Source organism: Diaphorobacter limosus (genome assembly GCF_033100095.1).
Lineage (GTDB): Bacteria > Pseudomonadota > Gammaproteobacteria > Burkholderiales > Burkholderiaceae_C > Alicycliphilus > Alicycliphilus limosus.
Genome location: NZ_CP136921.1, coordinates 2,031,925 through 2,054,647, shown reverse-complemented (window position 1 = coordinate 2,054,647; position 22,723 = coordinate 2,031,925). Strand labels below are relative to the sequence as shown.

The window sequence follows — 22,723 nt, the reverse complement described above, 5'->3', positions numbered from 1 at the left end:
TTCCCCGCGGATATATGGACTGGCGGTGCAACCCCTCCCCGTCGCACGCATGCTGAGCGCGCTTCATGTTTTGCTAGGTGGCGCCTGGGTGACACTTTGGTGCGCGGTGAGCCTGTTCACAGGTTCGATCTGATTCTGTCCAGGCCGCGAGCCTTGCCCAGTAAGCGTTGGTAACTATCAATTTGTGAGTATTGTCACGACAGCGACAAGCCGGCCTTGTGCCCTGGCGGGCAGGCATGGCGATTCTTCTGGCACTGCTTTTGCTTGCTGCCCCAGGGTTGCGCCCGCGTGGCGGTTTGTTGGAAAGGGCACTTATCATGATCAAGCGCAGGGATTGCCTGGGGGCGGCGTTGCTCGGCCCCTGGGCCGTAGGGCCGCTGTGGGCGGCGCCGGATCGCACCGGGGGCGACCCCCTGGGCTCCATGCAATGGCCCAGCCTGCACGAGCAGTATCTGGACAAGGCACCGGTGCGCTTTACCGACGCCGTGCTGGTGCGCACGCCGGCCTTTGCCGACGATGCGCTCAACGTGCCCTTGCAGATAGATGCCCGCGCCTTGTCGGATGTGGGTGGCGGCATTGCGCGCATGCTGGTGCTGGCCGATCGCAACCCGGTGCGCGAGGTGCTGGAGTTCGAGCCCCTGCGCGCCCTGCCCATGCTGGCGTTTCGCATGCGGCTGGAGCAGGCCTCGCCGATACGTGCGCTGGTGCAGACGCGCGACGGCCAATGGCATGCGGGCGGCGCCATGGTGCAGGCGGCCGGCGGGGGCTGCACCGTGCCGGGCGCCACGCGCGCCGACGGCTCCTGGCGCGCCACGCTGAACCAGGTGCGCGCGCGCATCTTCAACAACGTTATCGAGGGCAGCCGGCGCCTGCGCGTGAACATCATGCACCCCATGGACACGGGGCTGGTGGCCGGCATACCGGCGTTCTACATTGAGCGCCTCGCGCTGCTGGACGCGCAGGGCGAGCCCTGGTGGCGCCTGCAGCTCCACGAGCCGGTGTCGGAAAACCCGCTGCTGAGCTTTGAGCTGCCGGCCCAGGGCCCCCAGGCATTTCACCTGAGCGGGCAGGACAACAACGGCAACCGCATCGCCGCCGAGGTGCGCGCATGAAGGCCGCCGCCCTGTTGCTGGCCGCCTGCGCCATGGCCGCCGGCGCGCAGACGCCCCCTGCGCCGCCCACCCCGGCCCAGCCCGACATGGCCAGTCTGGACTACCGCCTGCAGCCGCGCCGCATTGCCGAGAACACCTGGGTCATCGAGGGCGCGGTGGCCGATTTCTCGCGTGCCAACGGCTGCAACATCATCAACACCGCCTTCATCGCCACCGGCGAGGGCGTGCTGGTGATCAATACCGGCCCCTCGCGCCTGTACGGCGAGCAGCAGCGCCGCGCCATCGCCGCCGTGACAGACCAGCCCGTGCGCCAGGTGCTGAACCTGAACCTGCACCCCGACTACTTCTTTGGCAACCAGGCCTGGGCCGATGTCCCCATCCAGGCGCTGGCCGGCAGCATTGAGGGTCAACGCGCCGAGGGCGAGGCCTATGCCGATAACCTCTACCGCCTGTGTGGCGATTGGATGCGCGCCACCCAGGCCACACCGGCGCGTGAGGCGCTGGCGCCGCAGACCTTGCGCCTGGGGCGCCATGTGCTGCACCTGCAGCGCCTGCAGGGCCACACGGGTGACGACCTGGTGCTGCTGGACGAGCACACCGGCGTGCTGTTTGCCGGCGGCCTGGTGTTTGCCAATCGCGTGCCCACCACTCCCCATGCCGATGCCGGCGCCTGGCTGGCCAGCCTGGATCAGCTGCGGCAGTGGCACGCCCAGGGGCGCTTTCGGCTGGTGGTGCCCAGCCACGGGCCGGTGCATGCCGGCCTGCAGGGCATGGAGCAGACGCGCGACTGGCTGCAATGGCTCACCGCCCTGATGCAGACCAGCGCCGCGCAGGGGCTGGACCTGAGCGAGCTGCTGCGCCAACCCGTGCCCGAGCGCTTTGCCGCCTGGGCCGCGCAGCCGGCCGAGCTGCACCGCAGCCTGGCGCAGTGGTACCCGCGCTACGAGCGGCAGGCCCTGGGCGCACGGCCGTGAAGCTGTGACATGCACTGCTTCATTTTTGAACAGTTGGCGCGCGCACTGGCACGCATATGGACAGCAGCGGCGGCATCCGCAGCGGGGCGGGGCTGGCATGGATGTTGCCCCTATCAGCAGCAAGCAAGCCAAACCTCTTTGAATCCACCTGAAGGGCCCCACCATGCGCAACCTCATCCTCCTCGCCTTCCTGTCGGCCGCTGGCGCAGCCGCCCACGCCAGCACCGACCTGGCCGCGGCCGCCGAGATCGCCAAGTCCAATGGCTGCTACAGCTGCCACGCCGCGGCCGAGAAGATCGTCGGCCCGGCCTTCAACTCGGTGGCCGAGAAGTACGCCGGCGACAAGGACGCCGTGGCCACGCTGGCGCAGTCCATACAAATGGGCTCCAAGGGCAAATGGGGCCGCGCCGCCATGCCGGCGCATTCCAGCCTCAGCGCGCAGGATCTGAAGCTGCTGGCCGGCTGGGTGCTCAGCAGCAAGCCATGAGCCGGGCCATGGCCGCCACCCATCCGCATACCGTGCTTGGCGCCGCCTGGGCCATGCTGCAGCCGGCGGCCGATGCCCAGGGCCAGCACTTGCAGGCCCATGCCGCCTGCCTGCTGGGCGACTACCAGCGCGCGCGCCTGCTGTGGGAGCGGCTGGCGCAAAGCGGCGACGGTGAGGCGCAGCTCCACCTGGGGCAGCTGGCACAGCGCCGAACCGCTTGAGGTTCAACCTAAAAACCGCAGTTGACCGCTTGTAATCCTTGGAAAAGTCGCATGGAATCTGACTTTGTGCTACTTGGGATCGTTCACCTTTTGGGTGAGAGCGCTATGCGCCCGCCAGCACCGCGCTCGACGCGCCATGCGGCGTTGCTTCTCCTTGCGCACAGGAGTGCGCTGCGTCGTCGCGCCTTGCCTGGCACGCCGATCACGGCACTGGCGGGCGCATCCAACTGCGGTTTTTAGGTTCAACGATCCCAGATATCGGCGCAGATGGCCGCGTACCAGGCCGCGCCATGCCGCGCCTCGGCGGCGCGGTGGGCGGGTGGGGCGTCCAGCGGGCTCACGCCCACGCTGTGCGGCAGATCCACAAGGCGCCCCTGCTCGGCGCGGTAGACGCCGGCCACCGAGATGCCGTAGTCCGGCGCCAGCAGGCTGTAGCAGGTATTGGCGTACCAGGCGGTGGGGGCGCGCTGGTCGGTCAGCTCGGCGGCAATGGCCGCCGCCACCAGCTTGCCCTGGTTGTTGGCGGCAAAGCCGGACTTCGGCATCGGCCCGGCCAGGGCCGCGTCGCCCAGCACATGGATGCCTGCCACCTGTTTGGAAGCAAAATTTTCTCCCCGCACCGGCGCCCAGCCGCTGGCATCCAGCACGCCTGCGCGCGCGGCAATTAGGCCGGCCTTCTGCGGCGGGATGACGTTGAGCACATCGGCCCTGTGGCGCGTGCCAAACAGCGTCTCCACCTCCAGCGCCCGGGCATCGACGCGCACCACCTGGCCATCCTCGGCCAGGCTGACCCATTCGATCCTGTCGCCGTACAAGGTCTTCCAGGCGGGCAGAAAGAGTTCTTTCTTGGAAAAGTTGTTCTTCGCATCCAGCAGCAGGATCTTGCTGCGTGGCTTGTGCTGCTGCAGGTAATGCGCGACCAGGCTGGCGCGCTCATACGGCCCGGGCGGGCAGCGGAACGGGTTGTCCGGGATCACCATCACGAACAGGCCGCCGTCGGGCATGGCCTCAAGCTGGCGGCGCAGCAGCCGGGTCTGGGCGCCGGCCTTCCAGGCATGCGGCGCGAGTTCGGCGGCCGCCTCGTCGTAACCCTCCAGCGCGCCCCAGCGCATGTCCACGCCGGGCGAGAGCACCAGGCGATCCCAGGGCAACTCCTGGCCGGTATGCAGGCGCAGGCTGCGCCGCTGGCCATCCACGTCCTCGGCCCGGGCGTGGATGACCTGCACGCCGGCGGCGCGCAGGCCGTCGTAGCCGTGGCTGATGCTGTCCCAGCTGCGCAGCCCGGCCAGGTAATGGTTGGAGAACGGGCAGGTGACAAAGCGCTCGGCCGGCTCCACCAGGGTCACCTGCACCCGTGGCGCCCAGGCGCGCAGGTAGCGCGCCACCGTGGCGCCGCCAAAGCCGCCGCCGACCACCACCACGCGGGCGTTCGCGCCCTGGGCGCGCAGGATGGCAGGAGCCGCCAGGCCGGCCGCGCCCAGCAATAACTGGCGGCGCTGGAGCCTGGCCATCAGGGCTTCTCCGCTGGCTGGGCGAACCAGCGCGCCAGGGCCTGCATCTGGGTCTTGTCATAGCCCTGCATCAACAGCGGCATGACGGTGGCGTCTGCCACCTGCCCGGCCTGGAAGGCCTGCATGCGCTCGAGCAGGCGGGCGGCGCTTTGGCCGCGCAGGGCGGGAATGCTGCTCCCGGCCCCCGCTGGTGGCTGGCCGCCGGGGCCATGGCAGGTGATGCAGTTGCCGGCGAGCAGGGCCGTGTCCTGTGGGCTCGGGGCGGACTGCGCCGTGCAGAGTGCTGGCAGCAGCAGACCGGCGGCCAGAAATGCACTGTTTTTGATAGCTGTATGCGCTTGCTGGATAAGCGTTTGAGCCATATTTTGTTTGAAATATGACGGATTCAGGCGCGTGCACATGGCTGCGGGTCGCTGCGGTGGACGATGGGGATGCTCTGCCTGCGCTCGGGCGCACGGCGCACGAACTCGACGATTTTTTCGTGCTGTGGCGATTTACTGCATACCGGGTCGGTCGCGGCGGCGTCGCCCGTGACCATGAAGGCCTGGCAGCGGCAGCCGCCAAAGTCCTTGTAGCGCTCGTCGCAGCTGCGGCAGGGCTCCTGCATCCAGTCCTGGCCACGGTAGGCGTTGAAGGCCTGGCTGCGCTGCCAGATGTCGGCGATTGGCTGCTCGCGCACGTTCGGCAGTTGCAGGCCGGGCAGGTCGCGCGCGTTGTGGCAGGGCATGGCCAGGCCGTCGGGGGCGATCGACAGGAACACCGAGCCCCAGCCGTTCATGCAGGCCTTGGGGCGCTCCTCAAAATAATCGGGCACGACGAACAGCAGCCGGCATTGTTTACCGATGTGCTCGCGCCAGCCCTGCACTACGGCCTCGGCCTCTTGCAGCTGCGCGCGCGTGGGCATCAGGTGGTCGCGGTTCACCCAGGCCCAGCCGTAGTACTGCACGTTGGCCAGTTCCAGGTATTCGGCGCCCAGGTCGAGGGCCATCTCAATGATTTGCCCGACATGCGGCAGGTTGTGCCGGTGCAGCACACAGTTCATGACCATGGGCCAGTCGTGCGCCTTGATGGTCTGCGCCACCTTTTTCTTCAGCTCGAAGGTCTTGGTGTGGCTCAGAAAATCGTTCAGCTCGCGCGTGCTGTCCTGGAAGGACAGCTGCACATGATCGAGCCCCGCGTCCTTGAGGCGCTGCGCCCGCGCCGGCGTCAGGCCGACGCCCGAGGTGATGAGGTTGGTGTAGTAGCCCAGGCGGTGCGCCTCCTGCACCAGCTCCTCCAGGTCGTCACGCACCAGCGGCTCGCCGCCCGAGAACCCGAGCTGCGCCGCGCCGAGCTGGCGCGCCTGGCGCATCACCTCGACCCAGTCGGCAGTCGTCAGCTCGCTGCTCGCCTGCTTGAGCTGGACCGGGTTGTAGCAAAACACGCAGTGCAGCGGGCAGCGGTAGGTCAGCTCGGCCAGCAGCCACAGCGGCTGGCCTACGCCGACCGGCGGCGTGGGGGTGTTAATCGAGCCAGCCACGGCGTGTGCCCTCGGCCAGCAGCTCGTGCACCTGCGGGGCGATGCCCTGGGTGTCGAACAGCGATTCGAGCTCATTGACGATGTCGGCCACGGTGTGGCGGCCGTCGCAGCGGCGCAGGATCTCGGCGGCGCTGTCGTTCAATTGCACCATGCCTTCGGGGTAGAGCAGCACCCAGCGCGTCTGCGCGGCCTCGTACTGCAGGCGCAGGCGGCGCGACAAGTGCGGCAGCTGCGGCGCGTCGGGGTAGGGCGGAGCTGCTGCGTGGGCGGCGGCGTCAAAGTTCATGGCAGGCTTTCTCTATGGCATCCAGCATGGACCAGAGCACGTCCAGCTTGAATTGCAGAATGTCCAGCGCACGCTGCTGTGCGGCGCGGGTGGTGAAATGTTCCAAGGTCACGCGCAGGCCATGCTCGACGTCGCGGCTGGCCAGCGGAATGCGGCTGCGAAAGTAGTGCAGGCCCTCGGCCTCTATCCAGGGGTAATGCCCGGGCCAGGTGGCCAGGCGGTCCTTGTGGATCTGCGGTGCGAACATCTCGGTGAGCGACGAGCACACGGCCTCCTGCCAGGGAGCGCGGGCGGCAAAGTTGACATAGGCGTCGCAGGCAAAGCGCACGGCCGGCGCCACGCGGCGCAGTGACCACAGGTCTTCGCGCTCAATGCCCACGGCCTGGCCCAGGCGTGTCCAGGCCTCGATGCCGCCGGCATTGCCGCCCTGGTGGTCACCCTGGCCGTCATGGTCCAGGATGCGCTCCACCCACAGGCGGCGGTGCGCGCGATCGGGCATGTTGGCCAGGATGGCGGCGTCCTTGCGCGGTATGCAGATCTGGTAATAGAAGCGATTCGCCACCCAGCAGCGCAGCTCATCGGGTGTGCAACCGCCGGCGTTCATGCGCACGTTGAACGGGTGGTGGATATGGTAGGCCGCACCCTTGTCGCGCAGCTGGGCTTCGAACTCCTGCGCGCTCCAGGCGGGCAGGCTGGGCTGGGGGGCGGGGCTGGTGGCGATGTCCATGGTGGGCTGTCCTGTCCAGAATCAGAATTCAATTTCCATGCCATCGAAGGCCAGCTCCACGCCCTGCGCGGCCAGCTCGGCGCGCTCGGGCGAGTCCTCGTTCAGTATGGGGTTGGTGTTGTTGATGTGGATGAGCACCTTTCGCACGCCAGCGGGCAGGCGCGCCAGTTGATCGAGCATGCCGCCGGCGCCGCTTTGCGGCAGATGCCCCATGTCCAGCGCCGCCTTGTTGGACAGGCCCAGGCGCTGCATTTCGTCATTCGTCCAGAAGGTGCCGTCCACCAGCACCACACTGCAGCGGGCCATCAAGGCCAGCAGATCCGGTGTGACCTCGGCCAGGCCGGGGGCGTAGAACAGGCGCGCGCCGGTCGCCGGGTTGGTGACCATCAGGCCGATGTTGTCGCCCGGGCGCGGCGCGCCGCGAAACGGCGAATACGGCGGCGGCTTGGACGACAGCGTCACGGCCTGCAAGGCGATGCCCGGCAGGCCCGGGGCGGCAAAACTGCGCCCGTCACAGACTATGGCCTGGGCGGCCACGCCGCAGTAATGGGAAAGAATCTGGGTGATGGGAAAGCCCGCGCCAATGTCCGACAACACCTCGGGTGTGGCCAAGAGCGGCAGCGGCGTCTTGCGCTCGCGCAGCATCAAGAGACCCGTGACATGGTCGATCTGTGCGTCCATCAGCAGCACCGCGGCAATGCCGCTGTCGCGCAGGCTGCGCGCCGGTTGCAGCGTCGGCGTCTGCTGGATTTGCGTCAGCAGGTCCGGCGAGGCGTTGACCAGCAGCCAGTCCTGCCCATCGGCCGTGACGGCCACGCTGGATTGGGTGCGTGCCCGGGCGCGCAGGCTGCCTGCGCGCAGGCCGGCGCAATTGGGGCAGTTGCAGTTCCACTGTGGAAAGCCACCGCCGGCGGAAGAGCCTAAAACGCGCAATAGCATGGTCTGTGAATGTGGGTGATGTGCGGGGGCGACGCCTGCCGCCCCCGCCAGGGGGGATTAACGGTTGGCGATGTACATGGTGATCTCAAAGCCGAAGCGCAGATCGGTGAAGGCGGGGGTGGTCCATTGCATGGTTGTCTCCTGTGATGAGTGGCATGAAAGATGATTGCGTGCCGCACAAAACCCGTAGAACCTGTTTCACGCAGCCGCAGCCATGCCACGCAAAATCAATGCCACCCTTGATGTACCTCATTGGCCCGCGCCGCGCCGGCTGGCGCGTGGCGGGCTGCACCGCATGGCCTGGCGCGATATGGGACGGGGCGAACCCTGGTTGCTGCTGCATGGCGGCCCGGGCAGCGGCTGCAGCCCGCCCCTGCTGGCACCCTTTGACTTGCAGTGCCAGCGCGTGATCGCGCCGGACCAGCGCGGCGCCGGCGACTCGCGCCCCAGCGGGCGCACGGCGGCCAACCATCTGGCGGCGCTGGTGGCCGACCTGGAGGCACTGCGCCGGCATCTGGGCCTGGAGCGCTGGTCGCTGCTGGGTGGCTCCTGGGGCACGGTGGTGGCCCTGGCCTATGCGCGCCAGCACCCGGATCATGTGGCGCGGCCGGTGCTGCGCGGCGCCTTTGGCCTCACGCGGAGCGAGGTGGGCGGCTTACTGCTGCCCAGCGCGCGGCCCGGCAAGCGCGTGGCGCAGGGCGACTGGCCGGTACCGCACGGGGCCGCACTGCCCCAGGCCCTGTCCGGCCTGTCACAACTGCTCCAAAGCGGAGCAGTGACTGTTCCATCCCTGCAGGCCGGCCGGGGCTGGGCGCTGCGCGAGCGGCGTGACGCGCTGCATGGCCTGCGCCGCAGCCTGCGGCATCTGTCGGGAAAGGATGCAACCGCCCAGCGCCGGCTATGGGCCGGCCTGCAGCGCCAGCAGCGCCGTGCCCTGGCGCAGCTGCCCCGGCCGCGCGCCACGCCGGCGGATCGCCAGGCGCAGGCCAGGTACCGCCTGCAGGCGCATTACCTGCGCCACCGGGGCTTTGTGCGACCCGGAGAACTCGATGCCGCCGTGCTCGCCCTGGCGCGGCATGGGGTGCCGGTCGATTGGGTGCATGGGCGCTTTGACGCCATTTGCCCGCCCGGCAACAGCCGGCGCTGGGCGGCCATGGGCCGGCCCCATGCCCGCCTGCAGCTGGTGGCCAGCGGGCACCTGGGCGCAGAGCCCGCCATGCTGCGGGCGCTGCGCTACTGCGTGGCGGCGGCGGTGGGCGACAGCGACTGAATACCCGTGCCCTTGGGCGCGGTTTCGACAAAGCTGCGCAGCGCCCAGGCCAGCTCGGGCGCAAGCAGGCCTTCCCAGGGCGGCATGTGGACGATGCCGAACTTCTGCTTGCCGTAGCGCACCGACTTGATGAAGAACGCGTCCGCGTCGCCCTGGCAGCGCTGGCGCAGGGCCGCGTCCTGGATGCGCCGGCAGCCCATGCCGATGCGGCGCAGGTCGGGTGCGGGCGAGCGTGTGCCAATGGCATCCTGGCCATGGCAGACGGCGCAGCTCTGGTTGAAGGCGGCCTTGCCGATGGCGGCGGCTTCGGCATTGCCGCGCAGGGGGTTGGGCTCGTGCCAGCCGAGCGCCGGCAGGGCCGAGGTGTCGACCTGGGGCTTGATCTGCTCCACGGCCTGGACATTTGTGGCAAAAATTGCCGCTAGCCCAATGCAGGTAAGCGCAAGATGCTTTGAAAAATATAGCATTCGCATATCATCTCCAGTCCGGTGGGCAGCCCTGACAGCCATCGAGGTTGGATTCCGTGAAGATGGTGTAGAGCGTGTGGTTGCCGTCGAAGAATGCGTTCTGCATGTTGGTGGCGACGAACTTGGTCTCCTGGAAATCATTGGCGATGAAGCGCGTGCCGACGAACCACGCATGGTTCATGCGCGCCATCTCCAGGCTGGTGCCCTCGAACAGGGCGCCCGAGAAGTCCGAGCGCATCAGGCGCGCGCTCTCCAGGTCGGTGCCGATGAATTTGGCGCCCTTGAAATCGGTGTTGGCCGCCGAGACCTTGGACATGCGCGCGCCGGTCAGGTTGGCGCCCTCCAGATCGGCGGCCGAGAGATTGGCGCCGCGCAGGTCGGCGCGCGTCAGGTTGGCGCCGCGCAGGTCGGCGCCAGCCAGGTTCTTGCCCGCCAGGCTGGCATGGCGCAGGTCGGCGCCGGGGCAGCGGGTATAGGGCCAGATCGGGCAGCCGTTGATGACCAGGGGCTCGCTGCGGGCGTCGTCCTGGGCCGGCTGGGCCAGCGCCGCGCCGGCCCCGGCAAGCAAAATCGCCCCGGTCAGGGCGATGCGGGTGAAACGGGTCATGGGCGTGGGCTCCGGGTGGTTGATGGGAGCGCCGGCGTCTCGCCGGCACAGGAAATCCATGCCGGCGAGACGCCGGCGCTCCCAGGGCTTACTTGGCCGCCACCTTCTGCGCCTTGGGCAGCTTGAAGACCCACATCGAGCCGCCCTGCGAGACCTGCTTGGTCAGCTCGGCCATGTCGCCGCCCCACAGCGGCACGGCGCCACCGTAGCCGGACTGGATGGCGATGTACTGCTCGCCGTCCATCTCCCAGGTCACCGGCACGGAGACGATGCCCGAGCCGGTCTGGAACTTCCACAGCTCCTTGCCGGTTTTGTTGTCGAAAGCCTTGACGAAGCCGTCCGAGGTGCCGGTGATGAGCAGGCCGCCGGCCGTGGTCAGCGTGCCGGCCCACAGCGGGAACTGCTCCTTGTGCTCCCAGGCGATCTTGCCGGTCTGCGGGTTGATGGCGCGCAGGATGCCCACATGGTCGTCATACAGCTTCTTGATGCGGAAGCCCTGGCCCAGGTAGGCCGCGCCAGGCTTGTAGGTGATCTGCTCGGACCAGTAGTCCATGGCCCAGTGGTTCGCCGGGATGTAGAACAGGCCGCTGTCCGGGCTGTAGCTCATGGGCATCCAGTTGGTGCCGCCCAGGAAGGGTGGCGAGACGAAGATGCTGTCGCCCTTTTCCTGGCCCTCCTTGGGCTCGGGCGGGCGGTTGCCGTTCTCGATAGGCAGGCCGGTCGTCAGGTCGAAGCCCTTGGCCCAGGTGATGCCGTCCACAAAGGGGTGGGCGCCGATGATGGCGTTCTGCTTCCAGGGATGGCCGCCGTCGTTCTTGGCGAGCTTTTCGCGGTCGGTGACGAAGAAGAAGCCATTGCGGTCGGCATGGGCCGAGGCCTTGATGGTCTTGCCGCTCTTGGGGTCCTTGTAGTCGAACAGCAGCACCGAGTTGTTGCCCGAGAAGTCCCAGGCGTCATTGGGCGTGTGCGAGAAGAAGCCGTTCAGGTCGCCGGTGCTCGGATCGACATAGGCCTGGCCCGAGGTGTAGAGGCTGGGCCAGTTGCGTGGGTCGTCGCCCTTGGCGGTGCGCTTCCAGGTGTTCCAGGGCGCGGGGTTGCCGGTGCCGACGATGATGGTGTTGGTCTCCACGTCGAACGAGGGCGTCTGCCACGGCGCGCCGCCGCCCTGGCTCCAGGCCTCGACCTTGCCGGTGGGGCTGTTCGGGTCGTTGGGCCAGCTGGGCGCCTTGGGGTCGCCGGTGGGGGTGCTGGGCTGGCCGTTCAGGCGGCCGACATGGCCTTCGACCATGGGGCGGGCCCAGACTTCCTTGCCGGTATCCGGGTCGCGGGCGTAGAGCCAGCCGACCACACCGAACTCGTCGCCCGAGGAGCCATGCACCAGCAGGGTCTTGCCGGTCTTCTGATCCTTGATGATGAAGGGCGCGCCGGTCATGGTGTAGCCCACCTTGTGGTCGCCGAATTTCTCGTTCCAGACCACCTTGCCGGTGTTGCGATCCAGGGCCACGACGCGCGCGTCCAGCGTGCCGAAATACACCTTGTCGCCAAAAATGGCCGGGCCGCGGTTGACCACGTCGCAGCAGGGACGGATGTCCTCGGGCAGGCGGTGCTCGTAGGTCCACAGGCGCTTGCCGGTGCGCACGTCCAGCGCCACGAAGCGCGAGTACGAGGCGGTGACATACATCACGCCGTCGTGGATCAGCGCCTGCGCCTCTTGGCCGCGCTGTTTTTCGCCGCCGAAGGAGTAGCTCCACACCGGCACCAGACCATTGACGTTCTTGGTGTTGAGCGTCTTGGCTGGGCTGTAGCGCTGCGCCGTCAAGCCCAGGCCATAGGTCAGCACGTCGGCCGTGGTCTTGTGGTCGTTGGCAATGTCTTCCCAGGTGACGGGCTTGACGTTGGCGGCATGGGCCGTCAGCGCCAGGGTGGCGGCCACGGCCAGGCTGCTCAGGCGCAGTTGCTTGGATACCGATGAGGTCATGGTGGTTTGCTCCTTGTGTTGTGGTGGGTGAGATCCCCGCCACATCAACGCAAGAGCCGTGCCACATTGACAATCGTCACGCTGCCGGCCCGGGTGCCGTGTTTGCCGTTCAAATGTGCAACGCTGTGTGGCGCCGCGGTTGCTCAGCTATGGAGCAGCCGGTGACATTCAGCGCATGCGCTGCAGCAGCGGCTCCTTGCGGATCACCTGGTGGTGCACGAAGGCCAGCACATGCAGGGCGATGAGCAGCACCAGGGCCCAGGCCGACCATTGGTGCACGCCGCTGGCCAGCTCCTTGGCGCCGTCCCAGCGCTCGGCCAGCTGCGGCAGGCGCAGGCCGAAGAAGCGGATGGGGTAGCCCGAGAACACCGAGCCCACGAAGCCCGACAGCGGCATCAGCAGCATCAGCAGGTACAGCAGCCGGTGGGCGCCCGTGGCCAGCAGCTGCATGGGGCGGGGCTGCGGCAGCGCCGCCACGCGCGGGCGCCAGAGCGCCCAGGCCAGGCGCAGCGCGATCAGCAGGCCCAGCACCATGCCCCAGGACTTGTGTACGTTGAACCAGGAGGCGCGCAGGCCGCTGGCATCCTTGGGCAGGCCCAGCATCCACATGCCCAGGGCTATCTGCCCCAGCAGCAGCACGGCCATGAGCCAGTGCAGGGTGACGGAAAAACGGTCGTATCGGTTGCGCTGCACAAAAGCCTCCTGTTGCTCCATCGGTCAATCGAGCAGATCGGGCGGCAGCAGGTTTTTCTTGCGGTAGATGGTGTTTCGCGACACACCCAGGGCCTTGGCCGCCGCCGACACATTGCCCTTGTGCAGGCGCAACATCTGTGCCATGGCGTTGATGGTCACATCCTGCAGGCTCTGGCTGTCATCGGCCATGTCGTCAGGCACGGGCGGGGCCCCCACGCTGGGCATCAGCGGCGGCTCGGCCGCGTGCACGGGGGGGGCGACCATGGGGCTGCGCAGGGGCGTGCGCAGCTCGTCGAGAAAATCGTCGGGCAGGTGTTCCAGGCGGATGACGCAGTCATCCTCCACCATCACCGCCGCCGTGCGCAGCAGGTTGTGCAGCTGGCGCACATTGCCGGGCCAGTGGTAGGCCTGCAGCAGCTCCATCACCTGCGGCGCAATCGTCACCTCGGGGCAGTTCTCGCGCATGCAGTGCAGCACCTTCTTCACCACGGCCTGGAAATCGCTGCGCTCGCGCAGGGCGGGCAGGCGCACCACCAGACCGTTCAGGCGGTAGTACAGGTCGTCGCGGAAGTCGCCGCGCGCGATCAATTCCTTCAGGTTCTTGTGTGTGGCGCTGATGATGGTGACGTCCACCTCCACCTCCTTGGCCGCGCCCAGGGGGCTCACCTTGCGCTCCTGCAGCACGCGCAGCAGGCGCGCCTGCAGGTGCTTGGGCATGTCGCCGATCTCGTCGAGGAACAGCGTGCCGCCATGGGCCTGCAGGATCTTGCCCGTTGCACCCTTCTTGCGCGCGCCGGTGAAGGCGCCTTCCTCGTAGCCGAACAGCTCGGCCTCGATCAGCGTGTCGGGAATCGAGGCGCAGTTCACGGCCACGAAGGGCTGGCGTGCGCGCGCCGAGTCGTTGTGTATGGCCTGGGCCAGCAAGTCCTTGCCGGAGCCTGTCTCGCCCAGGATCATCACCGGAATGTCGCGATCGACCACCTTGCGCAGCTTGGCGATGACGGCCGACAGCTGCGCATCGCCCGTGTCCAGGTATTGCAGCGAGGACAGCTGGGCCTTTTGTGGTGCGCTGCTGCGCGCCGGTGGCGCCGCTCCGTCGCCGGACAGGGGCGAGACGATGGGCGTGGCCCAGGGGCCGACGGGCTTGGTCTCGGTGCGGCACCAGACCGATACGCCGTTGTGCAGGCACAGCTGGCGTGGCGCCAGGCTGGCGCCGCCGAAGAGCTCGAACAGCGCCGATATCGGCAGCCCGAACAGCGAGGAAAAGGTATGCGCCTGCAGCGCGCCGTAGGACATGCCGAGCTGGAACTGCGCGCTGCGGTTGGCCGAGAGAAAGCGCCCCTCGGGCGTGAACGCGGCAATGCCCTCCACCAGGGTGCCCAGAAACTCGGGACGCGAATGGAAATGCACGCGCACGGCCTTCGGGAAGCTGCCCGCGAACATGTGGTTCTCTATCATCTGCGCCGACATGCGCACCAGGGCGATGGTGTGCTGGTGGTAGCTGCGGTGGTCGCCGGTCACGTCCAGCGCGCCGACGATCTGGCCGTAGGGGTCGAGAATCGGCGCGCAGGAGCAGGTCAGCGCCTGGTTGGCGCTCATGAAATGCTGGTCGCCATGCACGGTGACGGCCTGCTGTGCCGACAGCGCCGTGCCGATGGCGTTCGTGCCCTTGGTCTTCTCGCTCCAGTCCATGCCGGGCACCAGGGCCACGCGGTTGGCCTTCTCCAGAAAATCGTTGTCGCCCATGGAATGCAGCACCATGCCCTGGGCCGAGGTCAAGAGCACCATGCTGTGGGTATTGGCGATCTGCCCATACAGCGTCTCCATCACCGGCACCGCATGCTGGAACAGAAAGCGGTTCTCTTCCAGCACCGCCTTCAGCTGGCTGATCGCCAGGCTGGAGAAGTCGGGGGCATCGTCGCTGCAGACACCAAAGGCCTTGGAGCGCTGGTGTGCCTCGTCGATGACGAGATGTGCGTCTTGCTCTGGCGGTGCTTGCACGGCGATGGCGGCCGCGCGTCCAGACTGGGCGTCCATGTTGTCTCCTGGCGCTGGAAGTAGGTTCTTCCAATGGTTTTATGGGTCCTCCTGGGCGGCAGGCGCAGGGGGCGTGGCTCCGGGCAAGAACCAAGTATTGTGCAAATGGTACGGGTGCCTCGCAACCCGGATCCACAGCAGGGATCAAGCAAGAAATGTGCCGCAACTGTGCCACTGAATTGCTCCATGCTGTGACACTCGGCCAGGTTTGGACGGCGCCGGCGGGCACGCGCTGGCGCAAACTGGGACAGCGCCGGGCCCGGACCCGGGCAGCGGCGGGGGTGGCATGCAAATTGCGCAGCTGAGGGCATTCACTTTTCCCACAGGAGACAAACCATGCAACGATCTTTTCTCGCCCCCCTGCAGCGCAGCCTGCTGGCCCTGGCCCTGGCCTGCGGTGCCTCGGCGGCATTTGCGCACGGCGATATGGTGCCCCAGGCCGTGGACACCAGCACGCTGCCCCAGCTGGGCGCGAAGTGGCTCGAATCCAACCCCTACAGCAGCGGCGAGGGCCACAAGGAGGCGCTGCGCATAGGCAGCTCGGCCTACAACCAGAACTGCGCGCGCTGCCATGGGCTGGAGGCGGTGTCGGGCGGCATCGCGCCGGATCTACGCAAGTTTGACGAGGAATGCTCGGGCTACGCCGATGCCGCCAAGAAGAAGGTGTGCTTCCAGGAGATGGACGACTTCTACGCCGGCACCGTGCGCCGCGGCCGCACGCGCGACGGCCGGGTCTACATGCCGCCGTTCGAGGGCACGCTGACGCAGGAGGCGGTCTGGGCCATCCGCACCTATCTGGAAGAGCGCCGCGCGCAGCAGTGAAGACACGCCATTGCACAAAAAAAAGGCCGCTGCGATAGCGGCCTTTTTACTGGGATGCGGCGCTTATTCCGTTTCTACATCATTCGTGTCTAGGCGCGAAGCCGCAGACAGTGCTGTAGCACGGCAAGGCGAAGCAACAACGACACGGGTGATTTAGAAATGGAATTACTTGGCGCCCGCCTCGCTCTGGCGCCGGCCCTGGGATATGGCGTAGGGCGCGGCACGCGCGGCCAGCACCGGGTCGTTGCCCGCCACCACGCCCTTGGGCAGCACGGTGGGGATGAAGGTCACGCCCAGGCAGGCGCCCTGGCCCTCGGCCTCGACCTTGGTGATCCTGAGCTGGCCCAGGTTCACCTTCTGGCGCCCGGCGGGCAGTGGCACGGTGGGGTTGTCCAGTTGGTCGCCGCTCTGGGCCAGTTCCAGGTTGAAGTCAAACCGGGCCTGGCCGGTGGCCACGCGCTGGCGCAGGTCGTCAAACAGGAAGTTGGCGCCCTTGGCCTTGGCCTCGTCGTCGCTCAGGCCTTGCACACCGCCGACGGGCTCGAAGAGCCACTTGCCCCAGGTGGTCGCACCCTGGGCGTTGACAAAGCCAAAGCCATGCACGCCCCAGTAGTTCAGGCCGGCAAAGCTGGCCGGCACGGGTTGCGCCGCCAGGTATTTGCCCTGTAGCAGCACCTCGGGGTTGGCGTCGGCAAAGGCCTTGACCTTGGCCGGGTCGGCCTTCTTCGTCGCCGGATCGGCCTGCAGCGAGGCCAGGCGGCCGAGGAACTGCGCCGGCGTGGCGGCGCCGAACACCGGCGTGGAGATATTGCCCATGAGCCACTGCTCGCCGCCCGGCAGGTTGAACTGCAGGGCCATGTTGCGCTGGCTCTTGGTGTTGTCGGGTGCGGCGGGGTTGGCGCCGGTCAGTGAAAAGCGCGCCACGACGGGCACCGGCTGGCCGCTGAAGGCCGAGGCCGTGGACAGCGCGCGGCCCTGGGCGGAGCCGACGAATTCGCCGGTCGCGCAGATCCCCTTGGCGCCGGAGCGGCGCTGGCCGGGGAACTTGCCGGTGGTGGCCTCGAGCTGGTTCACCAGGGCCGTGGGGTCGGTGTTGTCGGCTGGGCCGGCGGACGGGTTTTGGGCGCAGCCGGCCATCAGGGCCAGGGCGGCGGCGGCGCTGGCGCCGGCCAGCAGACGGGTATGAGGGGGCATGCGAGGAGTCTCCTTGGTGGTGGTTATGAGAGAAAAATGGCTTTTGCGCAAACTGGGTATGCGCAAACAGCTATTAAAAACATAGTTACTCAAAACTGATAGCCCAGGCTGATGCCGGCCATCCACTGCCGTCCGGGCGCCGCCTCGTAGAAGCGGCCGTTGCCCTCGTTGACGATGACGGAGCCTACATATTTCTTGTCTGTCACGTTGTCCAAGCGGGCAAAGGCGTTCAGCTTCCAGGCGCCCCATTGCCGGGTATGGCTGGCGCTCAGGCCCAGCACGTTGTAGCTGGGTGCTTCGATGCTGTTGCTGTCGTTGGCGGCAATGGCGCTGACATGGCGCCAGTCCGCGCCCAGGCGCCAATCACTGTGCGGGCGCCAGTCCAGCCCGAGGGCGGCCTGGGTGCGCGCCGTGCCGGCGATGCGCTTGCCGGCGCTCACGCAGCTGGTGCCGGCGGCGTTGCAGAAGCCGTCGCGCAGCTTGGCGTCGAGCAGCGTCAGGGCGCCGCTGAGCTGCCACTGGCGTGCCAGCTGCAGCTGGGTGCCCAGCTCGGCGCCCTGGCGCCGCGTGCGCCCGGCGTTGCGGTAGGTGGCGCGCCCGCCGGTGTTGTCGGCGGTGACGATTTCGTTCTCGGTGTCTGTATGGAACAGCGCCGCCGACCAATGGCCGCGCAGGGCGTCGCCGTCCAGGCGCTGGCGCAGGCCCAGCTCCAGGCTGCGCGAGGTGGCCGGCTGCAGGCCGAAGTTGAGCCCGGGCAGGCCGCCGGGGCGGTAGGAGATCTCGTTGAAGGTGGGCGTCTCGGTGCCGCCGCCGGCCGAGGCATAGACCTGGGTGGCGGCGCTGATCTGGTGCTGCAGCGACAGCATGGGCAGCCAGCGCCGGTAGCGCGTGTCGCCGCTGCCGTCGCCATTGCCGGGGGCGATGTAGTGGTCGCGCGACTCGAACTTGACGTTGCTCCAGCGCAGCCCGGCATCGAGCCTCCAGCGCGGCGCAAACGACCAGCTGGCCTGCAGGTAGGGGTCGGCGTTGTTCAGCGTATTGCGCTCGTCGCGGCGCAGCGCGCCCTTGACGCCGAGCGCGCTGCCCAGGAAGTTGTTGTAGCCCTGCCGGTCTTCCTCGACCACGTTCACGGCCAGGCCGGCCACCAGGCTGAAGGGGCTGTCTGCCAAGCGCGTGTCATGCGCCCAGCGCAGATCCATGCCGCCATAGTCGCGCCCCAGGTCGATGACGCCGCCGGCACTGGTGGCGGGCGCCTGTGCCGCCCTGGGCGTGGACTGGTACTGGGTGATGTGGCGCTGGCCGGCATACACCATCAGGCGCAGGGCATTGCTGGCGTCCACGCGGTGGTCGTAGCTCAGGCCCACCTGGGTCTGGCGCATGCTCTTGCGCATGTTGTAGTCGATCGGCCCCTGGGCCACGGCGCGGGCATTGGCCTGCCAGTCGGCGGGCGTGACGCCGCCCGGGTCGAGCGCATCCACATCCACGTAGTTGGCCACCAGCATCAGGTGGCCGCTGTCGCCCGGGTTGGTGTCCAGGCGGGCGTTGAACATGTTCTTGTCGGCCGCGCTCTGCGCGCGCCAGCCGTCGGTCAGGTAGCGGCTGGCGCTCACCACATAGCCCACGCCGCTCTGCTCGCCCTGGGCCTTCAGGCCCAGGCGTTTCTGGCCGTTACTGCCGACGGCGAAGCTGCTGTCGATGCGCGGGCGGCCCTCGCCGCGCTCGGTGTAGGCGTTGATCACCCCGCCCGAGGCGTTGCCATACAGCGTGGAATAGGGTCCGCGCAGCACCTCGATGCGCTCGACCGACTGCAGGTCGATGTTGTTCGTCTGGCCCTGGCCGTCGGGCATGGTGGCGGGTATGCCGTCCACGAAGACCTGCACGCCGCGCACGCCGAAGGTCGAGCGTGCGCCATGGCCGCGTATCGACAGCTGCAGGTCCTGGGCGTAGTTCTGGCGGTTCTGCAGCAGCAGGCCGGGCGTGGTGGACAGCGACTCGGACAGATTCACCTGCCACTGGCGGTCGCGCACGCGCTCGCCATCGACGATGGTCACCGAGGCCGGCGAATACTCCAGCGGCGACTCCACCAGGGTGCTGCGCACCGTGACCTCGGGCAGGGCCGGGCTGGTTTGCGCCGCGGCGCCTTGCGCCAGGGCCATCAGGCCGCTCAAAGTGGCAATGCGCAGGGGCCAGCCGGCGCCTGCGCAAACGTGATCGAAATGCATGGAATGCTCCCTCCCTTGTTCTGACCAAAGAGGAGCGGGGCGCACCATCCCGCACTGCTTGCGCCCCGCGACATGGATGGCCCGGCCTGCCGTGCCGCGGCAGGCCGGGTGGACAGGCCTAGAAGAAGCCCAGCGCCTTGGGGTTGTAGCTCACCAGCAGGTTCTTGGTCTGCTGGTAGTTGGACAGGGCCAGCTTGTGCGTCTCGCGGCCGATGCCCGACTTCTTGTAGCCGCCGAAGGCCGCGTGCGCGGGGTAGAGGTGGTAGCAGTTGGTCCACACGCGGCCGGCCTGGATGGCGCGGCCCATGTGGTAGGCCACGGAGCCATTGCGGCTCCACACCCCGGCGCCCAGGCCGAACTCGGTGTCGTTGGCGATGCGCACGGCGTCCTGCACGTCCTTGAAGGTGGTCACCGAGGCCACGGGGCCGAAGATTTCCTCCTGGAACACGCGCATGTCATTCTGGCCATAGAGCAGCGTGGGCTTGATGAAGAAGCCGTCGTTGATCTCGCCGCCGGCGCGCAGGCGCTCGCCGCCGGTCAGGCATTTGGCGCCCTCGCCACGGCCGATGTCGATGTAGCCCAAGATGCGATCGAGCTGAGCTTGCGACACCTGCGCGCCGACCATGGTGCTCCTGTCCAGCGGGTGGCCCTGCTTCATGGCCTGCACACGGGCCACGGCGCGCTCCATGAAGCGCTCGTAGATGGATTCTTGCACCAGGATGCGCGACGGGCAGGTGCAGATCTCGCCCTGGTTCAGGGCAAACATGGAGAAGCCCTCCAGCGCCTTGTCAAAGAACTCGTCATCGGCGTCCATGACGTCGGCAAAGAAGATGTTCGGGCTCTTGCCGCCCAGCTCCACGGTGGAGGGGATCAGGTTGTCGGCCGCGGCGTGCAGGATGCGCTGGCCCACGGGGGTGGAGCCGGTGAAGGCGATCTTCGCGATGCGCTTGCTGGTGGCCAGGGCCTCGCCGGCTTCACGCCCGTAGCCGTTGACGATGTTCACCACGCCAGGCGGCAGCAGGTCGGCGATCAGCTCCATCAGCACCAGGATGGAGGCGGGGGTCTGCTCGGCCGGCTTCATGACGATGGAGCAGCCGGCGGCCAGGGCCGGGGCCAGCTTCCAGCAGGCCATCAGGATGGGGAAGTTCCAGGGAATGATCTGACCGACCACGCCCATGGGCTCGTGGAAATGGTAGGCCACGGTGTTGGCGTCGATCTCGGAAATCGTGCCTTCCTGGCCGCGGATGCAGCCGGCGAAGTAGCGGAAATGGTCAATGCCCAGCGGCAGGTCGGCGGCCATGGTCTCGCGCAGCGGCTTGCCGTTGTCAATGGTCTCGGCGATCGCCAGCAGCTCCAGGTTCTGCTCCATGCGGTCGGCAATCTTCAGCAGGATGCCCGAGCGCTCGGCCACCGAGGTCTTGCCCCACTTTTCCTGCGCGGCATGGGCGGCGTCCAGGGCCAGATTGATGTCGGTGGCGTCGGACTGCGCCACCTTGCAGAACGGCTTGCCGGTGATGGGCGAGACGTTGTCGAAATAGCGGCCGGCGGCCGGGGCCACCCATTTGCCGCCGATGAAGTTGTCGTACTGCTGGCGGTAGGGGAAGGAAAGGTCGAGGTTGAAGCGCTTGAATTCGAACATGTCCATGTTGGTCTCCTTGGGTGGTGGATGCCGGCGCACATGCGCACCGACTGCCTCAGGAGTAATCAAGCTTCGTGCCAGCCCGTTGCGTGCCGGGTGTGCCGACTTTTGTCACAGTCCATGGCGGTGGGTGTTCCAGATTGGCCCACTGGTGTGCAGGCTTGTGACACCGCAGCGCCCGGCATCAGGCCGGCCGCAGATCGGGCGACGGCGTGGGATCGACCGCCTGATCCAGCGCGGCCTGGTGCTGCGCCTGCAGCGCCCGCTGGAAGGCCGGCCTGGCCTGCATGCGCTGCCAGTAGTCGGCCACGGCCGGTGGAAACTGCGCCGCCAGCCCCAGGTGCTGTGCCAGGTGCAGGGCATAGGTCACGGCGACGTCGGCGGCAGTGAAGCGTCCGGCACACAGATATGGTTCGTGCTGCAATGCAGCATCCACCGCCCGCAGCCGCGCCAGGAACCAGCGTGCGTAGTCCGCCGCCACCTGTGGCTGCAGGCGGTCAGGCGGTTCGAAATAGCTATAGCGCAGTACCAGCGTTTGCGGAAAGGTCAGCGTCGCATCGCTCATGAACAGCCAGTTGAGATAGCTGCCATAGGCCGCGTCCGCCGGTGCCACATCCAGAACGCCCGCGCCGTAGCGCGTGGCCAGGTAATGGCACATCGCGGCCGACTCGGTCAGCCGCGTGGCCCCGTCCTCCAGCAGCGGCACCGTGCCCAGGGGGTTGCGCGCCAGATAGTCCCGTGCATGCACGCGTGGCGGGAAGGGCAGCATGTGCAGGCGGTAGGGGATGCCCAGCTCTTCCAGCAGCCATAGTGGGCGGAAGGATCGGGCGCTGACGCAGTGATGTAGGTCGATCATGGGGCGGTCTGTTGATGATGGGGTGGGCTGTGCGGCAGCATTCGGGTCGGGGGTGCCATCAGCCGCGGGATTGGCGCCGGAAGTCTGCCGGCGACTGCCCCGTCCAGCCGCGAAAGGCGCGCATGAAGCTCTTTTCGCTGGCAAAGCCCACGGCCTGGGCCACCTGCTTGATGGCTTGTGGCGAGCGCAGCAGCAGCTCGGTCGCGCGGCGCTGGCGCACCTCGTCCTTGAGCGCCTGCAGCGAGCTGCCTTCCTCCTGCAGCTGGCGGTGCAGCGTGCGCGTCGACACATGCAGCCGCGCGGCCAGCGTGCCGGCGTTGTGCGCGGCCTCGGGGGCGGCGGCCAGCAGCTGGCGCACGCGCTGCAGCAGCAGGCGGTCGCGCCGGTACTGGTGCACGATGAGGGGCAGGGCGTGCTGCAGCATCTGGTGCATGGCGGTCTCGTCGCGTGTGACGGGCAGGGCCAGGTAGCGCGCATCGAAATGCACCGCGGCTTGATGGGCGTCAAAGCGCGTCGGGCCGCTGAACAGCACGGCGTAGGCGCCGGCGTGTGGCGGTGCGGCGAACGGGAATTCGGCCGCCAGCACCGGCAGGCGCGAATCGACGAACCAGCTGGACACGCCCAGCGCGTTGCGCAGCGTGGTCACCAGGCAGAACTCGCGCAGGCGGCCCAGGTCGCGCCGCTCGCTGATCACCAGCCGGGCATGCTCGCCCTCTACCTGCAGCTGCAGCAGGATGTCGTCGGTCAGCAGCGCGTGGTGTCGGCACCAGCGCGCCAGCGCCAGCCCGAGGGTGGGCGCGCTCAGCGAGGCGCGCGCCAGCATCCCATAGCTGCCCCAGGGCAGGCGCCGGCTGAACCAGCCCAGGGCCTCATCGTCGAGCTCGCGCATCGCGGCGGCGGACAGGGCCTCCAGCTGCCCGCTGCTGATGCGCGCGTCGGAGTCGCGCAATTGTGTTGGCGTGATTTGTGCCTGCTCAAGAACCCGTGCGGGATCCATGGCGCGCGCCTGGTAGGCCTGCACGATGGCCTGTGCAAAGGCCATGGGTGTGGCGGCTGTGGGGCTGGACTGCCGAGCGGTTGGGGGGGCGATGCTGGCCATGGTCTTAGTCTGCGTTGTCGTGGCGTGATTTGCAACCTTCCTGGCCTGATCAAAGGTTGCCAA

Annotated in this window: 23 protein-coding genes; 6 read left to right on the top strand and 17 right to left on the bottom strand. The window is 67.9% G+C overall.

The window, feature by feature from the left end; genetic code table 11:
* The first annotated feature begins 317 nt into the window (after positions 1-317).
* The 4 genes from P4826_RS09910 (at position 318) to P4826_RS09895 (ending at position 2,794) form a co-directional block, all read left to right on the top strand.
* Complete coding sequence (locus P4826_RS09910; protein WP_317700252.1) at positions 318-1,112, top strand: quinoprotein dehydrogenase-associated SoxYZ-like carrier; 795 nt, start codon at positions 318-320, stop codon at positions 1,110-1,112.
* The gene (locus P4826_RS09905; RefSeq protein ID WP_317700251.1) at positions 1,109-2,086 is read left to right on the top strand and encodes a quinoprotein relay system zinc metallohydrolase 1; all 978 of its coding nucleotides are present in this window, start codon (positions 1,109-1,111) and stop codon (positions 2,084-2,086) included. The genes P4826_RS09910 and P4826_RS09905 overlap by 4 nt, the downstream gene beginning before the upstream one ends.
* A gap of 163 nt (positions 2,087-2,249) precedes the next feature.
* Positions 2,250-2,573 (top strand): c-type cytochrome, encoded by a 324-nt coding sequence (locus P4826_RS09900; RefSeq protein WP_317700250.1) that lies wholly within the window; start codon positions 2,250-2,252, stop codon positions 2,571-2,573.
* 8 nt (positions 2,574-2,581) lie between these two features.
* Positions 2,582-2,794, top strand: coding sequence for a hypothetical protein (locus P4826_RS09895; protein ID WP_317700249.1), 213 nt, complete (start codon positions 2,582-2,584; stop codon positions 2,792-2,794).
* 242 nt (positions 2,795-3,036) lie between these two features.
* On the opposite strand, the gene P4826_RS09890 is transcribed toward P4826_RS09895, so the two are convergent.
* From P4826_RS09890 to pqqA, 7 genes are read right to left on the bottom strand one after another with little or no spacing between them, the layout of a single operon-like run.
* The gene (locus P4826_RS09890) at positions 3,037-4,305 is read right to left on the bottom strand and encodes an FCSD flavin-binding domain-containing protein (protein ID WP_317700248.1); all 1,269 of its coding nucleotides are present in this window, start codon (positions 4,303-4,305) and stop codon (positions 3,037-3,039) included.
* Positions 4,305-4,667, bottom strand: coding sequence for a c-type cytochrome (locus P4826_RS09885; protein ID WP_317700247.1), 363 nt, complete (start codon positions 4,665-4,667; stop codon positions 4,305-4,307). The genes P4826_RS09890 and P4826_RS09885 overlap by 1 nt, the downstream gene beginning before the upstream one ends.
* Before the next feature lie 23 nt (positions 4,668-4,690).
* Positions 4,691-5,824, bottom strand: a complete 1,134-nt coding sequence (gene pqqE, locus P4826_RS09880; protein ID WP_317703672.1) for a pyrroloquinoline quinone biosynthesis protein PqqE — start codon at positions 5,822-5,824, stop codon at positions 4,691-4,693.
* A complete protein-coding gene (pqqD, locus tag P4826_RS09875; RefSeq protein ID WP_317703671.1) occupies positions 5,808-6,110 on the bottom strand; it encodes a pyrroloquinoline quinone biosynthesis peptide chaperone PqqD in 303 nt (100 codons plus the stop codon). The genes pqqE and pqqD overlap by 17 nt, the downstream gene beginning before the upstream one ends.
* Complete coding sequence (gene pqqC, locus P4826_RS09870; RefSeq protein WP_317703670.1) at positions 6,100-6,837, bottom strand: pyrroloquinoline-quinone synthase PqqC; 738 nt, start codon at positions 6,835-6,837, stop codon at positions 6,100-6,102. Before pqqC ends, pqqD begins: the two co-directional genes overlap by 11 nt.
* 21 nt (positions 6,838-6,858) lie before the next feature.
* On the bottom strand, positions 6,859-7,776 hold the full coding sequence (gene pqqB / locus P4826_RS09865; protein WP_317703669.1) for a pyrroloquinoline quinone biosynthesis protein PqqB: 918 nt from the start codon (positions 7,774-7,776) through the stop codon (positions 6,859-6,861).
* Between the two features lie 57 nt (positions 7,777-7,833).
* The gene (pqqA, locus tag P4826_RS09860) at positions 7,834-7,908 is read right to left on the bottom strand and encodes a pyrroloquinoline quinone precursor peptide PqqA (protein ID WP_068167214.1); all 75 of its coding nucleotides are present in this window, start codon (positions 7,906-7,908) and stop codon (positions 7,834-7,836) included.
* An 82-nt stretch (positions 7,909-7,990) separates the two neighbouring features.
* On the opposite strand from pqqA, the gene P4826_RS09855 reads away from it, so the two are divergent.
* Positions 7,991-9,046 carry an alpha/beta fold hydrolase gene (locus tag P4826_RS09855; protein WP_317703668.1) on the top strand — a complete coding sequence of 352 codons (1,056 nt, stop codon included), beginning with the start codon at positions 7,991-7,993 and terminating at the stop codon, positions 9,044-9,046.
* Here P4826_RS09855 and P4826_RS09850 read toward each other — a convergent pair.
* The 5 genes from P4826_RS09850 to P4826_RS09830 form a co-directional block, all read right to left on the bottom strand.
* Entirely contained in the window at positions 9,010-9,438 is a 429-nt protein-coding gene (locus tag P4826_RS09850) for a c-type cytochrome (RefSeq protein ID WP_317703667.1), read from the bottom strand. The two genes, P4826_RS09855 and P4826_RS09850, sit on opposite strands and share 37 nt — an antisense overlap.
* A gap of 82 nt (positions 9,439-9,520) precedes the next feature.
* Positions 9,521-10,120, bottom strand: a complete 600-nt coding sequence (locus P4826_RS09845; protein WP_317703666.1) for a pentapeptide repeat-containing protein — start codon at positions 10,118-10,120, stop codon at positions 9,521-9,523.
* Between the two features lie 88 nt (positions 10,121-10,208).
* Positions 10,209-12,098, bottom strand: a complete 1,890-nt coding sequence (locus P4826_RS09840; RefSeq protein WP_317703665.1) for a methanol/ethanol family PQQ-dependent dehydrogenase — start codon at positions 12,096-12,098, stop codon at positions 10,209-10,211.
* A gap of 168 nt (positions 12,099-12,266) precedes the next feature.
* Positions 12,267-12,791 (bottom strand): cytochrome b, encoded by a 525-nt coding sequence (locus P4826_RS09835; protein ID WP_317703664.1) that lies wholly within the window; start codon positions 12,789-12,791, stop codon positions 12,267-12,269.
* 24 nt (positions 12,792-12,815) lie between these two features.
* Positions 12,816-14,828, bottom strand: a complete 2,013-nt coding sequence (locus P4826_RS09830) for a sigma-54-dependent Fis family transcriptional regulator (protein ID WP_317703663.1) — start codon at positions 14,826-14,828, stop codon at positions 12,816-12,818.
* A gap of 336 nt (positions 14,829-15,164) precedes the next feature.
* On the opposite strand from P4826_RS09830, the gene pedF reads away from it, so the two are divergent.
* A complete protein-coding gene (pedF, locus tag P4826_RS09825) occupies positions 15,165-15,650 on the top strand; it encodes a cytochrome c-550 PedF (protein WP_317703662.1) in 486 nt (161 codons plus the stop codon).
* 165 nt (positions 15,651-15,815) lie between these two features.
* Here pedF and P4826_RS09820 read toward each other — a convergent pair whose 3' ends face one another.
* From P4826_RS09820 to P4826_RS09800, 5 genes are all read right to left on the bottom strand, one after another.
* Positions 15,816-16,844: a catalase family peroxidase gene (locus P4826_RS09820; protein ID WP_317703661.1), complete on the bottom strand. Its 1,029-nt coding sequence runs from the start codon at positions 16,842-16,844 to the stop codon at positions 15,816-15,818.
* A gap of 89 nt (positions 16,845-16,933) precedes the next feature.
* The gene (locus tag P4826_RS09815; protein WP_317703660.1) at positions 16,934-19,066 is read right to left on the bottom strand and encodes a TonB-dependent receptor domain-containing protein; all 2,133 of its coding nucleotides are present in this window, start codon (positions 19,064-19,066) and stop codon (positions 16,934-16,936) included.
* A 118-nt stretch (positions 19,067-19,184) separates the two neighbouring features.
* Complete coding sequence (gene exaC, locus P4826_RS09810; RefSeq protein WP_317703659.1) at positions 19,185-20,711, bottom strand: acetaldehyde dehydrogenase ExaC; 1,527 nt, start codon at positions 20,709-20,711, stop codon at positions 19,185-19,187.
* Between the two features lie 178 nt (positions 20,712-20,889).
* Positions 20,890-21,561, bottom strand: coding sequence for a glutathione S-transferase family protein (locus P4826_RS09805; protein ID WP_317703658.1), 672 nt, complete (start codon positions 21,559-21,561; stop codon positions 20,890-20,892).
* A 58-nt stretch (positions 21,562-21,619) separates the two neighbouring features.
* The gene (locus P4826_RS09800) at positions 21,620-22,660 is read right to left on the bottom strand and encodes an AraC family transcriptional regulator (RefSeq protein WP_317703657.1); all 1,041 of its coding nucleotides are present in this window, start codon (positions 22,658-22,660) and stop codon (positions 21,620-21,622) included.
* Positions 22,661-22,723: the final 63 nt, after the last annotated feature.